This is a genomic window from Noviherbaspirillum sp. (assembly GCF_035944575.1).
GTDB lineage: Bacteria > Pseudomonadota > Gammaproteobacteria > Burkholderiales > Burkholderiaceae_D > Noviherbaspirillum.
This window is the reverse complement of the sequence record NZ_DASZBA010000193.1, coordinates 21854-36692: the sequence shown is the minus strand read 5'-3', so window position 1 is coordinate 36692 and position 14839 is coordinate 21854. Positions and strand designations below refer to the sequence as shown.

At 56.3% G+C, this 14839-nt stretch carries 19 protein-coding genes; 6 read left to right on the top strand and 13 right to left on the bottom strand.

Annotation, left to right across the window (positions count from 1 at the left end; genetic code table 11):
- From VGU61_RS14760 to VGU61_RS14705, 13 genes are all read right to left on the bottom strand, one after another.
- Positions 1–368 (bottom strand): alpha/beta fold hydrolase (locus VGU61_RS14760; RefSeq protein WP_414691641.1); only part of this gene is annotated, 368 nt, incomplete at its 3' end.
- A gap of 76 nt (positions 369–444) precedes the next feature.
- The gene (locus VGU61_RS14755) at positions 445–867 is read right to left on the bottom strand and encodes an SRPBCC family protein (RefSeq protein WP_326859930.1); all 423 of its coding nucleotides are present in this window, start codon (positions 865–867) and stop codon (positions 445–447) included.
- Between the two features lie 543 nt (positions 868–1410).
- A complete protein-coding gene (locus VGU61_RS14750; protein WP_326859929.1) occupies positions 1411–2151 on the bottom strand; it encodes a dienelactone hydrolase family protein in 741 nt (246 codons plus the stop codon).
- 933 nt (positions 2152–3084) lie between these two features.
- Positions 3085–3600, bottom strand: coding sequence for an ankyrin repeat domain-containing protein (locus VGU61_RS14745; RefSeq protein ID WP_326859926.1), 516 nt, complete (start codon positions 3598–3600; stop codon positions 3085–3087).
- Positions 3601–3676: 76 nt separating this feature from the next.
- Positions 3677–3910: a hypothetical protein gene (locus tag VGU61_RS14740; protein ID WP_326859925.1), complete on the bottom strand. Its 234-nt coding sequence runs from the start codon at positions 3908–3910 to the stop codon at positions 3677–3679.
- Positions 3911–4773: 863 nt separating this feature from the next.
- Positions 4774–5079, bottom strand: a complete 306-nt coding sequence (locus VGU61_RS14735; RefSeq protein WP_326859923.1) for a hypothetical protein — start codon at positions 5077–5079, stop codon at positions 4774–4776.
- Positions 5080–5142: 63 nt separating this feature from the next.
- A complete protein-coding gene (locus VGU61_RS14730; protein ID WP_326859921.1) occupies positions 5143–5610 on the bottom strand; it encodes a hypothetical protein in 468 nt (155 codons plus the stop codon).
- Between the two features lie 69 nt (positions 5611–5679).
- Positions 5680–5922, bottom strand: a complete 243-nt coding sequence (locus tag VGU61_RS22710) for an Imm32 family immunity protein (RefSeq protein ID WP_422656609.1) — start codon at positions 5920–5922, stop codon at positions 5680–5682.
- Positions 5923–6005: 83 nt separating this feature from the next.
- On the bottom strand, positions 6006–6242 hold the full coding sequence (gene dfrB, locus VGU61_RS14725) for a trimethoprim-resistant dihydrofolate reductase DfrB (RefSeq protein ID WP_326859920.1): 237 nt from the start codon (positions 6240–6242) through the stop codon (positions 6006–6008).
- Between the two features lie 944 nt (positions 6243–7186).
- Positions 7187–8023 (bottom strand): NYN domain-containing protein, encoded by an 837-nt coding sequence (locus VGU61_RS14720; RefSeq protein WP_326859919.1) that lies wholly within the window; start codon positions 8021–8023, stop codon positions 7187–7189.
- A 76-nt stretch (positions 8024–8099) separates the two neighbouring features.
- The gene (locus VGU61_RS14715) at positions 8100–10208 is read right to left on the bottom strand and encodes a pyridoxamine 5'-phosphate oxidase family protein (protein ID WP_326859917.1); all 2109 of its coding nucleotides are present in this window, start codon (positions 10206–10208) and stop codon (positions 8100–8102) included.
- 34 nt (positions 10209–10242) lie between these two features.
- The gene (locus VGU61_RS14710; protein ID WP_326859915.1) at positions 10243–10884 is read right to left on the bottom strand and encodes a glutathione S-transferase; all 642 of its coding nucleotides are present in this window, start codon (positions 10882–10884) and stop codon (positions 10243–10245) included.
- 45 nt (positions 10885–10929) lie between these two features.
- Positions 10930–11541, bottom strand: a complete 612-nt coding sequence (locus VGU61_RS14705) for an NAD(P)-dependent oxidoreductase (protein WP_326859913.1) — start codon at positions 11539–11541, stop codon at positions 10930–10932.
- A 175-nt stretch (positions 11542–11716) separates the two neighbouring features.
- Between VGU61_RS14705 and VGU61_RS14700 the strand changes: the two genes are divergently transcribed.
- From VGU61_RS14700 to VGU61_RS14675, 6 genes are all read left to right on the top strand, one after another.
- Positions 11717–12127: a helix-turn-helix domain-containing protein gene (locus VGU61_RS14700; RefSeq protein ID WP_326859911.1), complete on the top strand. Its 411-nt coding sequence runs from the start codon at positions 11717–11719 to the stop codon at positions 12125–12127.
- 191 nt (positions 12128–12318) lie between these two features.
- Entirely contained in the window at positions 12319–12738 is a 420-nt protein-coding gene (locus tag VGU61_RS14695; RefSeq protein ID WP_326859910.1) for a hypothetical protein, read from the top strand.
- A 42-nt stretch (positions 12739–12780) separates the two neighbouring features.
- Positions 12781–13179, top strand: a complete 399-nt coding sequence (locus VGU61_RS14690) for a hypothetical protein (RefSeq protein WP_326859909.1) — start codon at positions 12781–12783, stop codon at positions 13177–13179.
- A 61-nt stretch (positions 13180–13240) separates the two neighbouring features.
- Positions 13241–13669, top strand: a complete 429-nt coding sequence (locus VGU61_RS14685) for a hypothetical protein (protein WP_326859908.1) — start codon at positions 13241–13243, stop codon at positions 13667–13669.
- Between the two features lie 170 nt (positions 13670–13839).
- A complete protein-coding gene (locus tag VGU61_RS14680) occupies positions 13840–14232 on the top strand; it encodes a VOC family protein (protein ID WP_326859907.1) in 393 nt (130 codons plus the stop codon).
- 16 nt (positions 14233–14248) lie between these two features.
- The gene (locus VGU61_RS14675; protein ID WP_326859905.1) at positions 14249–14773 is read left to right on the top strand and encodes a class IV adenylate cyclase; all 525 of its coding nucleotides are present in this window, start codon (positions 14249–14251) and stop codon (positions 14771–14773) included.
- Positions 14774–14839: the final 66 nt, after the last annotated feature.

Below are 14839 nucleotides of genomic sequence, written 5' to 3'. Positions count from 1 at the left end.
AAAGGCATGCCTAGTGCCACAATGCCTGCGTTAATGGGCAATATGGGGATAAGCCATTTCAAAGGCCTTAGAAAAGGCAACGGATTGCGTGTGAACGTACAGCATAGAATTATCCCGATCAAGCCAGCCGGTTCCGAAGCCGCCAGCGAGATTGCGACAGGGCCGGAAAAGGATTCACCAAGCAGGATAAACGGTTCATTTTCAGGTAGAGCAGCGCGGACCAAATCTTCCAGTTCGCGATAGCTCAACGACAGGTCCGTCGGGTACGGAACAATTACGGATCGCATCTCTCCGTCAAGGTGAGCGGCAAGTTCGGCAAACATTTTGCCGGTGCCATCCATCCCAGGAAGTAGAACGATTGCGGTCATCCGAAATGGCTTTTAACGTTTGACATGAGAGGTGTCGAAGGGGCGCTGCCCTTTCGACACCCTCTCGATGGAAGGTTTAGACCGCACTGCGCACCTCTGCTAACCGCTTAAGATTTTGCAGCGTGACAGGCAGGCCAGCGTTTATTTGTTTGGCCAACATGCGGCCGAGGAAAAACAGAAGCGGGCCCGAAAGAGTGATTCTGTGAATCACCTCCGTTCCTTTAGTCATCGGCGCGAGTTCATGCTCAAAGATCATGCGGAACAGTGGAATTTTTGATTCCACCGTAAACGACCTGTTCTTGACGACCTCGGTGACTCGCATCGGTACGGTGTTTCCTTTGGCTGGCGTGAGCTTGCCTGAGGAGCCGGGCTGGAGCGGACCGTTCAGGAAGGCGCGCTTGGTGTCTGGATCCCAGGTGTGCCAGTTGTCAACATCCTCGTAGATGCGGAAGATAACATCAGGCGTAGTCGATACGGTTATTTTGTGTTCGATCTGCATGTTGATATTTGGGTCTTTCGTTGATGATGCCGCTTCTGTGCGACCTAACGCTTCAGTTCAATGGCGCAGAGCGTCAGCGTGCAACGAATTTTTAGGCGATAACCCGTGTAGCGGCCGGCTCAAGTACTACGCAGTGTGGCATCCAGCAGTCTAATCTCGCAGTGGCAACTTCATAACCGCACGCAGCACACAGCATGTTGGGGCCATCGCATCCGTCCAGATCGCAGCATCCATTTGTGCGTCCTGCATAACGTGTAATTTCCATGCCCGTTGTGTCCTTGTCATTAATGCACCAGCACCCTTGATGATGAGTCCAGAACTGGCGCTGCTCCAGAAAAGCAAAGCCTTGAGGAATATAGTCAGTTTTGTCCTCTTCTGAAACAAGGTTCTCCGACTCCAACTCGGCCAACTCTGCCGAAAGACAAGACTCGCAATTGGCACAAATGAAATGCAAGCTTTGCCGCCTATCGTTTGAAATGAGCAGTGCCACGACGGCGCAGCCGGCTTGGCATCCGCTCGATGGAAGGGTTAGGCACCTGCGCTCTACTTTGGAGGCCGGACTCGCGCGAGAAAAGCTTTTGTCCTCTCCCATGCGTCAGACGCGTCGTTAGCTCGGTAGCGTGAGCCGTCTAGGTTGAATCCGTGGTCGGCTTCGGGGTAAACAACCAGTTCCACCGGATTTCCCGACTCTATGCTTCCCAGCTCAAATTCCCGCATCGACTCAACCCGGCAGCATTTGAAGCTGTCGCGCTCACCTGCAATGACGAGAGATGGCACCGACACCTTAGCCGCCGTCGCCCGTAGATCAGGAATCCTGGTGATGCTCGGGTAGTAGGCCACGACACCTGCAACCGAGTCTGCCAATGATGTGGCATGTGCAAGTGCACCACCGCCACCCAACGAGAAACCAATGACAGAGATTTTTCCTGACTTTACTCGCTTGTCGGATTGAGCTTTTTCAATCAGTTTGCGCAAGTTCTCCGCTGACTCCTTATCGCTCTTCCAGCAACCACTTGAGCTCGAAGCGCAGATTTCACTTCCGTCTACCAGAATGGCCGTGTACCCGAGCTTTGCGACGTCCATTGCATACCAGCGGTACGCCTGAGTGCCACTTGCTCCAGAAAGCAGAATGACCGCAGGTCCGCTTCCCATTTCCGGAGCCTGCCACTCGGCAGCGTGGACAGGGCTCAAAACGGCGATCACTACAGGGCTCAAAACGGCGATCACTATGATGGCGAAGCAGCCTCGCACCGATCTAGTGAACATACTTATCAGCTTGCTCAAGTAAAACCTCCGTGTTTCAGGTGTCTAACGCCTACGTTGACCGGCGCGAAGTGTCCGTGTCGAATAACAAGCTCTGCCAAAGCGAATCATTACGCCACCAATCAACAAGCTCACAGGGAATGACCGTGTCTGTGTCAGATGCCCATCACGATCGAGTAAATACATATTACGCAATAAACTATGGCTCCAAAAAATGGTGCGCCACACAGTATCATTAGCACGGTAAAGCTGGATGTAAAAAATGAAAATCCTTGACTGGACCATTGGCTAATAATCTCTTTAATAAGCCAAAAAGAAATGTAGCTGGATATGACCAAAATAATGAAATGAGTTTGAATGAACTTCCACTCATATCTACTGAGCATATCCATAGCTATCTTTTGAACTGCTGTCGAATAAGTTCGATGTTAAACACTCCGCTCAAGGTGCCTAAAGACATAACGCAGCGCTGACCGGCGCGTAGTGACCGTGTCGAGCAACAAGTTAGGTATGGTCATTCTTGTCACTATACTTTCTCTTCATTTGGGCGCGCCGGCACGGATTCGATCCGATTGTTAGGGCTCAGGGTCGGTATTAACTCCACAGGCCATGCCTCCGATAGACGGACACACATGCAATCTCCAGTGCGGCAAAGGCAGCAAGCCCTGTAACGTGCGCCAACAGAGCCAAGGATGGCAACTCGTAGACAAACCATAAAACCAGGGGGGCAGCGACTATCAACGGCAAGACTACGCACCAGCAGGCCAACTTGTAGCGAAGCGGAAGTACAGCATATCTCCGTGCCTTCGCGGAGTCACGCGCAAACTCGCGCTTCTGCAACAAGGCATGAGCCGCTGCTACGACCACATATGCAATCAACGCTAAGAGCCATTTCATGTTGTACCCTAACGCTCAGCTATCAATCGGACTCCTCCGCTCTGGCTCAATTGAATGTTAGGCATTAACGGCTCCATGTTCACGTAAATATTGTGCAATCCCACTTAGCTTATGCATTTCCGCTACATCAAGAGGCGTGCGTCCGCCATCTCCTCGATCTTCTGACCTTGCATTTATATCTGCACCCATTGTCACAAGCAAGATCACTATGTCAAACGCATTGCGTAAACTTGCTCGGTGCAATGCCGTAAAATCTGGATAGCCTCGATTCTCAATATCTGCCCCGTGGTCGATGAGCAATTTTGTTAATGCGAGGCTTTTTCTAGGATTGTCCCAGTATGCTTCGATGGCACTATGCAGAGGCAACTGTCCTGCAGGATCCAGTTGATTGGGATTGGCGCCTAATCCCAGCAACGCTTCTACCAAGTCCAATCTTAAGGTAAAAGCCGCTCGCTCTAGCAGGTAGTGGTCGGTCGATTCGTCACGCGCATTGATTAGTTCAGGATGGTTATGGACATATTGCAGGACCTCGGCATCGGTCTGGCGTCCAATAAATTCCTCCCAATATTCCATAATGGTCGATATGCCTAACGTTCGGCTGACGGGCGCGAAGCGTCAAAGTCAAACCGCGCGTTAGAAGCGATACGCATCAAAGACCTCCTCCAGACATGGTCAACAAAGCACTCACGGATATTGCAGCAAACCCAAATGCTCCAACAAATTCTTCGCTATGCGGGTGCGGTCTCTTTGGTGGATAACGTCCAAATGTCAGCGTCCGCAGGATCAACCAGCCTGGCCAGTAAAAAACACCGACGAGGACAACATCAATGAGAAATTGTCCTACCGCCTTCAATACCACCTCTGCAATTGAATCAAGTGCCATATCGGAGCGATCTAACGCCGAGCTAACGGCGTCACAACAGCCGCCGCGAAGCGGCAGTCCTCGTTGTGGCTCCCGGTTAAGCGACAAGTTAGAGCGTATTCATTCCTCATAGCTGACCTTAACACCGCTAACATGATTTTCCATTTTCACTGGTGCCTCGCCGTTTGAAACTACCAAAGTCAGTTCAGTGTCGCTCCGCCACTTTATTTGAATTGGCGATGCCCCATTCGCGATATAGGTATTTCCAACTTCATTTGGCAAAGCGCCAGCAGAGACTAGAATCGAAACTTGAGTATTGAATCCAGTCGTAGCCCCGCAATTTCTCGAAAAAGTCACAGCTTTTAGCACCCCACTTGGTGACACAACCGTCTGAGATACTTCATTTCCACACGGACTTTCGCACCCACTAACGGCGACGGCCAGCACAGCATGAGTAAATACATTCCTCAGCATCGAGGTCTAACGTCCGGTTGACCGGCACGCATGCGTGTCGGTGGTAAACTGCAAGTTAAACGTCACGATGCGAGTCATGTTGGGCATACAACCTTGAGCGGCAATCCGTCCTTATACGCAAAATACTCCATGCAATTTCGGCCATTCGCTAGTACTTCTCGTTTCCCATAAGACGACGCATAGTCAGCCTCAACGAACTCGACTTTCCCGTCGTGGTTAATGTCCATCTCTGCATAGGTAAGCGGCGAGATATAAACCATCCATCCAAAGAAGACCCAATAGACTGCCGCAATTCCTCCCAGCGTCGCTACCAAAGTCTTTGCCGCCTTCCTTATTTGCGCCCTCGTCAAGATCATGAGTTTTAACGTTTGAGATGGCCGGCAGCGTAGCTGTCGGCGTCGATTGCAATGTTAGGCAACACTCTCGTCCCCTTCAGTGATCATCTGTGCGAACTCTTGAACGCTCGGCGCAACGACGATATTTACTTGAAGCTTGTGATCCCAGAACCGCACAGAACCGTCGCAATGGCGGAGAAAGAAGTTCCCGTCAATATCCGCGCCAATGATACTTGCTTGTTTCTCACGCCACCACGGTGCATCGAGCGGTCGCCAATCTTCCTGGCGGAGGAGAATCGCTACGGTTGACTTCCGTCCATCTAGCAGATGAACGCAACGCTGCCAGAAGAACTTAGTTCGAGCATTTTCATATGCATCCATGCGGGTTACGCTACCTAACGCCCGGCTGACCGGCACGCCTGAGTGACCGTGTCGAGCTGCAAGTTAAACTTTGAAGTATCGAACATATTGTGTCTCAATCAATGCATATCGCCCTACTGCATCGGTATTAGCGGGCCAAGCTTTTACGAACACGCGAACATACCGATTATCACGAAAGGCAAGCTGGTCGAAATCGAAGAATCCCAAAAACTCTAGATCTGCATCCTTCGTGAACTCTTGGATCGGATGATCCCAATAGCCGGACATCTCATCAACTTGCCGATTGAGAAACCAAGGCCCGAAGTCGCCGTTTGGCTTCACGGCGATTGCAGGTTGCCTTTGGCCATATGTCACTTCTGGAAGATCAAATGGCTCGCCAACCATCTTCTGGAACATAACCTCTTCAATTGCACTGAAGCGTTCTTCAAGGTCCCATCCATTGCTGTTGTACGCATCGTCAATTCGAAAGTAGTTGTTGAACAGCTCCCTGCTCGCGATTCGGAATCGATTGATAGCGTGGTCAAGGTCCATGGTATGCCGTTTAACGCCGAGATGACCGGCACGCTTGCGTGACGGAGTCCATCGACATGTTAAAAGTCTTCATGCAGCCTCTGGATTGAAAACTACAAAATGGGGCGCGCTATCGAACTCCTTCATTCTGTCTGATAAGTGTTCATGTTCCCAATTCCTCCCCATAGCTTCCATTCCGTCAGCGCACGTGTTCAAGAATGCAGCAATTTTCCGGAGTTCAGCCGGACTCGCGTGCAGCGTTATCTCAGCCAATTCGGCTGGCCGTATATCCGCCGGATTTAGCTCTTCGTCCTTGTAGCCAAATATCTTCATTGGTCTTGTACTTTTAACGTTTTAGTTCACCCGCCGACGGAAGCTGGCGAAGCCCGCTGTAGGCCGTCGGGTGCAACGAAGGGTTAGGCCACGCGTTCAAGCGCAGCCACAGGATAGATTTGTACTGAGCCTGGGTGAGACTCGGACTCGACGGCATACCCTTCAGGGGTCAGTTTTGTGCTGTACCAGCCGACAACTTGACCCTGCCAAGCGGCGCCAGATTTCTTGCGTACGCGATCTCCCAGCCCAAACGTGGCGCGCAATGGAAGCGCGAACTGGCCAGCAACTGGAGAACTGACTTCATTACTACTTTGATCCATAGCTAACCTTTCTAGTGAATGTCTTGAGGGGATCTCATTTCGAGGCCTAACGCCGAGCTGACCGGCGCATAGCGTCAGCGTCCAGCGATAAGTTAAGCATATTCACGAGAACATCCCTTTCCCGCAATGGTGGCAAATCTTGGAATCATATATTGCTACTGTATTGCCTATCTCAAAACCAGTATTCGGAAAAACTAGGGCTCGATTACCGCAGCTTTCGCATTTAATAAAATTTGCGGCAATTGCACAAGACAAAGCACCTACACATCCAATGGCACCACACCAGATTAGTAAAGGAAATGCTGGCTCGAGCCATGAAATGGAAAAGTATGCGATTGCCATAGCCATAGCAATTCCACCAGTGCACATAATCGTATATGGTAGAGCCAGACAGCGAACGTATAGCCAAATAGCCTTTCTCATATCGTCTCGCTCAGATAACGTTTAACTGTTACTTATACGGACAGCGCTGTCCGGTATGCACGGCGGTAAGCCGGTAAGCACTTTTGCTTGTTTGCCCGCCGAGGCGCACCAATTCTGGCTTTGGTACGAAAAGGTACCCGGGCGCAGTGATAAATTTTTGTGAAACAAGGCTCTTCCCAGATTGCTTCAAACTGCTCTCCCAAAGTTGTTGTATCAACCAGTAGCTTTGCATACAAGAAAATCCAATGCATGCGCCTAGGTAGCTTATGTCTCCAGGGAAAGATGTTACATCCACATCCAGCATCCGCACCATCCCAAGGACATGGGAGGGCTGGCCAGGCGCATTCGTACTTACCGTAAGAGCCGAGATACTTCGTTCATCGGGCGGACGCAAACTTCTGGCAGCTTGCCGCTTTTCTTTTATATGGTGTTAAAGGCAGATTCATCTCCGATAGCAGATATCAATCAGCCAAACAATCCGCTTCAGCGACCAATCTTTTCTACGCCGCCAGACTCGACCATCACTCCTCCTGCAACGGCAGCCGCACCGTGTACTGATTCAACTTATCGTCATGCGCCATCACCAGCAAGTTGTGCTGTTGCGCGTCCTCGATCAGTTCCTTGAATGAGCGGTAGCCGTAGGCCGATTCGGTGAATCCGGGCCGGCGGCGCTTCATGGTCTGCTTCACCATCGATACCCACATCTTTTCTTCGTCGCCGCGCTCTGCAAGCAGTGCCTCGATGGTTTCGACGACGAGATCGAAAGCTTCCTGGCGGCGGTCCTCGACCGCCGGCGGTTGCGTTGGTGCCTGCTTGGTCGTGCCGCTTGCGGTCTTTTTCGCCTGCGGTTTTTTCTCGACCGGCTTGCGCTTCATCTTCTGCTCGCGGACGAGGTCGTCGTAGAAGATGAATTCGTCGCAGTTGGCGGCCAGCAGGTCGGAGGTGGAGTCACGTACGCCGATGCCGATCACATACTTGTTGTTCTCGCGCAGCTTGGAGACCAGCGGGGAAAAGTCGGAATCGCCGCTGATGATGACGAAGCAGTCGACGTGGGATTTGGTGTAGCAGAGGTCGAGCGCGTCGACCACCATGCGGATGTCGGCCGAATTTTTGCCGGACTGCCGCAGGTGCGGGATTTCTATCAGCTCGAAGGAGGCTTCATGCATGGGTGCCTTGAAGTCCTTGTAGCGCTCCCAGTCGCAATAGGCCTTCTTGACGACGATGCTGCCCTTCAGCAGCAATCTTTCCAGTACGCGGCGGATGTCGAAGTGCGCGTACTTGGCGTCGCGCACGCCGAGGGCGATGTTCTCGAAGTCGCAGAACAGCGCCATGCTGGTGATTTCAAACTGGGCGGCCATGAGCTGCTCCTGACAGGCAAAGCGGGCATTGTACCAACCCGCCGGTTGCCGCCGGGACGACAGCCCGGCGCATGCCTTACAGGTCGATCACGAGGCCTTGCCCGCGCGGGTCTGTCGACGCTGCCGGGCTTGCGGGCGTGCTTATGCAGAGCAGCACATGCTCCGGCTCGCATTCGATGCCGGGATGCACTGTGTGGGAGATCTTTCCGGACAGCAGCCGCGCCGCGCAGCTGCCGCAGGCTCCGCTGCGGCAGCCGGATAATGGCGCGAGCCCGCCGGCTTCGGCGAGTTCGAGCAGGCTGCCGTCGTCGGGATGCCATTGAACCGCTTTGCCCGACTTTGCAAACATGACCGGAATACCTGGCTGCTTGTCATTGCTGCCGCGGCCACCTGTTTGCGTCTTGCGGCGAACGACCGGCTGCGTACCGCCGAATTGCTCGAGATGGATGCGCGCGTCCGGCACCTGCAGCACGCGTAATTCGTCATGGATGGATTGCATGAAGGCGGCCGGCCCGCACAGGTAGAAATCGGCATCGCCAAACCGGCCGTCGAACGGCAGCAGCCGCTTCAGCAGATCGATGTCGATGCGGCCGACACTATCATGCGTGCGGCCGAGTTCATCATCTTCATCCGGGTGGCTATAGGCAATGTGCATACTGAGATTGGCGTGTGCGTGCGTCTTCCTGCGCATCAGGTCGCCGAACGCGTGTTCCCTGCCGTTGCGTGCGCCATGGATGAAGTAGACGGGCTGCGGAAAGCGCGTGCGCATATCGTTGACGAACAGCGCATTCATCATCGCGATCATCGGCGTGATGCCGACGCCTGCCGACAGCAGCACCGCCGGACGCCGCGCGTTCATGTCGAAGGTGAATGATCCGCGCGGCGCGAGTGCCTGGAGGATCGTGCCTGCATGAGCGTGGTCGTGCAGCCATGCGGAAGCGCGGCCGTCACGCTTCACGCTGAGGCGGTAGCTGCTGCCGTTGGAGGCATCGGACAGTGTGTAGGTGCGTTGCAGCGGTGCGGCGTCATCGGTGACCGGCAAACGGATGGGTAGGAACTGGCCGGGCAGGTGGGGCAACACGCCATATCCATCAGCCGGTTCAAGGATGAAGGAGCGGATGGTGGCGCTTTCCTGATGCACCTGCTGCACCCGGAACCGGCGCCACACATTGCGTGATGCGTCCGCCGCGAGGGCCTGGGCCGCCTGTTCCCAAGTGCCGGTGCCGTCGAGCATCGGCGAATATGCAATGCCCGACCATCGCAGCGGCAGCGAGTCCCGCACGCGGATGACTTCGCGCAAGTGAAAGCGGACCAGCCGCTCAGCGCCGGCGAACGCGGCGACTTCCGGGCCGTCCCAGATGATTTCGGCTTCGCAAGCGATGTACAGCAGGTCGCCGCCGTCGAAATCGATGAACAACAGTCCGGCGCGTGGCTCGACCTGGAGGTTGCCGATGGTGTTGAAGAAGAAATTGCCGAGGAAGTCCGGTGTCGTCAGTGTGCGCTCGTCGTCGATTCGCACGAAGCCGGGCCGTCCGCCCCGGTGCGACACATCGGCGCCTCTTGCGCTACCGGCATCGGCGCGCATGTTGGCGGTGGCGATGTAAAACGTGTCGGCGGTGCGGATCAGCGTGCGGTCGGCGTCGCTGAGGGTGGCGGCGCGCATGACAGTAGCCAAGGATGAAGGGACCTCAGGGTCGGCAACGAACCGGAAATCGCGGCTCTGGATGTATTGCGGACAATTGCCGAAGCTTTGATGCACGTGCACCGTCAGGCCATGTTCGTCGCTCGCTGTCACAACGCCGTTCATGCGATTGCGCCGCCGGGTGGGCGGTTCGATTCCGAGCAGGCCGACATGGGCGCCGGTACGCAGGCCGCCGTTCAGCGGGTCGCCCGGCAGCGGTCTGGCATCGATGCGCAGCGTGGTGGCATCCGGCGATGAAATGAACCCCGGCCTGCCAACCAGCATCGATGCCCATGGTTGGCCGTCGTCATCGACCGCGCCGGTCAGCAGGAAGGGCAGTTGCGCGAAGAAGGTGCGGTGCTGATCCGGCATGTAGGTGCGAATGCCGGCGCGGGCGCCGTTGTGCAACTTCGACCGCACGCCGAGGCGCTCCTGGAGTGCGAGTTCGGCCTGGTGAAAGGGCGTGTGGTCGGCGGTGAGTGGTGGTGGCGATTGGGATGTCATGGCAGGTGCCCGCGCAAGGTGATGGTCAATATCGTCAGGCCGCCAGCAGGCCGACGTTCGATGACTGCATGGGGACGAAGCCCGGCAGTTCGGCAACGCGTCCCAGCCATGCCCGCACGTTAGCATACGGCTCCAGCGACACCCCGCCTTCCGGCGCATGCGCAATGTAGCTGTAGGCGGCGACATCGGCAATGGTCGGACGCTCGCCGATCGCGAAGCGCCGCCCGGCGAGTTCCGCATCGAGCACTGTCAGCAGGTTATGAGCGATTGTCTTGGCGCGTTCATGGTCGAGCGGCGCGCGGAAGAGTGTCACCAGCCGGGCAGTCGCGGGACCGCTTGCGATCTGCCCGGCGGCCAGCGATAGCCATTGCTGCACCTTCGCCGCGCCGACCGGATCGCGCGGCAGCCAGTTGCCGTCGTCATACCGGGTTGCGAGGTAGACCAGGATGGCGTTCGAGTCATACACGATGGTATCGCCGTCTTCAAGCACCGGCACCTGCCCGAACGGCTTCATGGAGAGGAAATTCGGCTGCTTATGCGCGCCCTTCATCAGATCGACATCGATCATCTCGAAGGGCAGGTCGAGGAGCGACAGGAAAAGCTGGATGCGGTGGGCATGCCCGGACAGCGCATGGCGGTGCAGGCGAAGCGGGGCGGCGGGTTTGGTAATGGGCATGACGTTCTCCTGGAAAGGGGTTTTGGATGGATGGGATGAATGCAATCAGTAGCCGACGGTAAAACGTTCGCGGATATGTTGCGGGCGCTCGATCTCGTCGAGCAGCGCCACCGCATAATCCTCGTAGGAAATCCAGCTCTTGCCGTCCGCGCCGGTCAGCAGCGCATCCTTGCCGAGGCGGAATACGCCGGTACGCTTGCCGGCGGTGAAGATCGAGGATGGGCTGAGGAAGGTCCAGTCCAGGTCCCGCACCTCGCGCAGATAATCGAGAAATGCCTTTCCCCGGGCGGCTTCCGCCTTGGCGAATGCAGGGAAGTCCGGCTCGTCGATGTTGAGGCGTCCGGGCGCGACTTCGAGGCTGCCGGCGCCGCCGACCGCCAAGTAGCGCTTGACGCCGGAGGCGCGGACGGCATCCACCAACTGCGCCGGATCGCTCTGCAGGAACATGACCGCGCTCACTACCGCGCCATGGCCGGCGAGCGACTGGGCCAGGGCCATTGGCTTGTGCGCATCGCCATGCACCGAGCGCAGCTGCTCGTTGTCGCCGGAGTTGTCCGGGTTGCGGGAGATTGCCGTGACGTGATGGCCGCGTGCCAGGGCTTCCGCCGTGATGCGCTTGCCGACATTGCCTGTTGCACCCACGATCGCGATATGCATTTTCTTCCTCTCGATGGTTGGACTGCTATTTCGCACAAGCACATCCAAGCGATTTTGGCGCTTTCAGATGCTATATTGTGCCTTGGTCTCAAAAAGAGACTAAAGAGTAAGCGGGAAGAATCAAGCCGTAAAGAAGGCAGTTTTTCGTTGGATAGTTACTTCGGGAGAACCAGTCATGTCGACGAATCCGGAAATCATCACCCCCTACGGCAGCAAGGACACACCCTCCGCCACCCATATGTCGAGGGAACTTTGCCCCGTGCGCACGGTGCTCGACAGGCTGGGCGACAAATGGAGTTTCCTGCTGCTGCTCAAGCTGGCGACCCGTCCGCGCCGTTTCGGCGAGCTGCGGCGCGAAGTGAGCGATATTTCGCAGCGCATGCTGACCCAGACGCTGCGCGACCTGCAGCGCGACGGCATTATTTCAAGGACCGTGTTTCCAACCAAGCCGCCGACGGTGGAGTATGGATTGACGCCGCTGGGCCAGTCTTTCCTGGAGCCGATGCGCAGCCTGGTGAGTTGGGCGGAAACACATCGCGACGAAATCAAGGCGGCGCGGAAGACATTTGATGACGAGGCCGGTTAACGCGCACGTCCGGTCACGACCTTCGCTTTGCCGGACGATCATTTATTGTTGAATTGATATGGTGTATCGTGCTGACCGTGGGTGCGATCCGGACCGGGGCAACCGGACCATGTGCCTTCAGTGGTCATCCGTGTTCATCCGCTCCCCGGTGCTTATCCGCGCCGGCCACCTCTCATGCACAACAAGGAATCATGCTCGCCTCCGCCCGCCATCTCGCCTTTCACGGTTCCATCGTTCTGTTATTCGGTTTGCTGTTGGGCGTGCCCTACGCGAAGGCAATCAACAGGGCTGCCCCGGCGCACATCGTCAACTCCTGGCGCATCGCGCATCAAAGCCTGCCGATTGCGGCGACGCTCATGTTCGCGGTAGCCGCTCTGCTGTCCCACCTGTCCGTCTCTTCCCTGGTGTCCTGGCTCATCGCCGGAACGCTAATCGCGTCCTCCTACTTCTTCTGCGTGTCGATGCCGCTGGCCGCCATCACTGGCCACAGAGGCCTCACGAAAGGAAATGGTCCGATGGAGAATGTCGTTCTTCTGGCGAACGTTGCCGGCGCGTGGCTGTCGCTTGCCACGGCGCTGCTGCTCGTCTATGCGACCGCGGCAACGCTATGACGGACAGGCGTGCTGCCTGATTCACGAAGGGAATGAAGGAATATGTCGTTCGATACAAATCCCCGGCAGGAAGTCAAACAGTTCTTCGATGACTTCGTCGAGGCGTTCAAGGCGTTCGACGGACCGTTGATCGCCCGGCGCTATGCGGCGCCTTATGTCGCCCTGAGCGGGGAGGGCGTGCTCCAGAGTTTTGCAACGCAGGCGCGCATCGGCGAATACTTTCAGAACGTCGTCGATCACTATCGGCAAATGGGTTGCCGCTCCTGCCGGTACACACATCTGGAGGTGATATCCCTGGGTCGGAACAGTGCGCTTGCGACGCTTGATTGGGAACTGCTACATGAAGACGGCAGCATCATTCATGCATGGCGGGAGTCGTACAATCTCGCCGGCACCGGCAAGGGACTGTGCATATTTGCCTCCACGGATCACGTCGGCTAGGGATCGTCTTCCGTACGTTCCATGGCTCCGGCTCCATCGACATTCACTCATTCTCATCGACATGCATACACGAAAACATCTGGGTCTTCTATTGCAGGGCACGGTCGTCTGGGGAGCGTTCTGGCTGGCCGGTCTTCCTGCTTACTACCAGCAGTACTCCACGGTTGTCCTCGCGGTCGGGTCTATCCTGTTATCGGTTGCCATCTCACTCGCCGCAGTTCTTATCCTCCGGGGCGGCAAGGACGAGAACCGCATGCCGCGTGCCTTCTGGCTGTCGTTCTACTACACCGTCCCGTTTGTCACGCTGGACGCGCTGTACTGCGGCTGGTACCTAGGACATGGCGCGCGGTTTTTCAGCATGTACTGGTACCTCACTATTTTCTATGTAACGCCGTGGCTGACCTTCATGCCTACCGCGGCGCTGCTCAATCGCCCGATACGCCAGGCCAATACATCCGCAGGCAGCCACGCCGATCCGGCCGTTTTCTGATGGACGAATTGTTTTCCAGAAGTGACCATGCCGGAGACTGATGCCGGTGATCGCAGGCGGGCGGCGATGAAAGCGGCAATTGCCGGACTTGCGTATGCTTAGGGTCTTTTGTCGCTCATTCCGACGCATCGGATCATCGCATCGCTCGCACCGTTTCCTGGGGAGGTTTCATGAAACTTGGCTACACCATCATTTACGTGCCCGACGTGGCGCAGTCGCTGGCCTTCTTTGAAAACGCCTTTGGCCTGCAGCGCAAATTCCTGCACGAAAGCGGCATGTACGGCGAACTCGATACCGGGCAGACAACGCTGTCGTTTGCCAAGCATGAACTCGGGGACATGAATTTCCCCGGCGGCCATGTCTGCGCGCACAGCTCGGCGCAGCCGCTCGGCTTCGAACTCGGACTGATCACCGAAAACGTCGAGGAAGCGCATGCAAAAGCGATCGCCGCCGGCGCAAGGGAACTGGCGCCGCCGCAGCAGAAGCCATGGGGCCAGGTGGTTTCCTATGTCCGCTGCCCGGACGGCACCCTGGTTGAACTATGCACGGCCGTCGCCGGCTGAGCGGGATGAACATCGAATGGCAAGAAACATCGAAATCAAGGCGTCCGTCGACGACCTGCATACCCTCGCCGAAAGGGCCGCGCGCATTGCATCGCAGGGCCCGCAGCACATTCGCCAGGACGACACCTTCTTCAAATGCGATGCCGGCAGGCTGAAGCTGAGGGATTTCGGCGACGGCACCGGCCAGCTCATCTTTTACCAGCGGCAGGACAAGCAGGGGCCGAAGGAGTCGTTCTATGTGCTGTCCGAAACCGCTGCGCCGGATTCGCTCAGGGAAGCGCTGTCACTGGCATACGGACAGGCCGGGCGCCTCAGGAAACAACGCCTGCTGTACCTGGCGGGCAGGACGCGCATTCACCTGGACAAGGTCGAAGGCCTGGGAAACTTCATGGAGCTGGAAGTGGTCCTCCAGGATGTCGACGACATCGACGCCGGGGCGCGCGAAGCGGATGCGCTGATGCAACACCTCGGCATCCGGCAATCGCAGCTGATTGAAGGTGCATACATTGATCTGCTGAATCAACGACAATTGTCGACGTAAAACGCATGCGGAATTTTTTCGCCTGCGTTGCTGTTCATGCGCCAATCGATCCGAACCGGCGCTTTG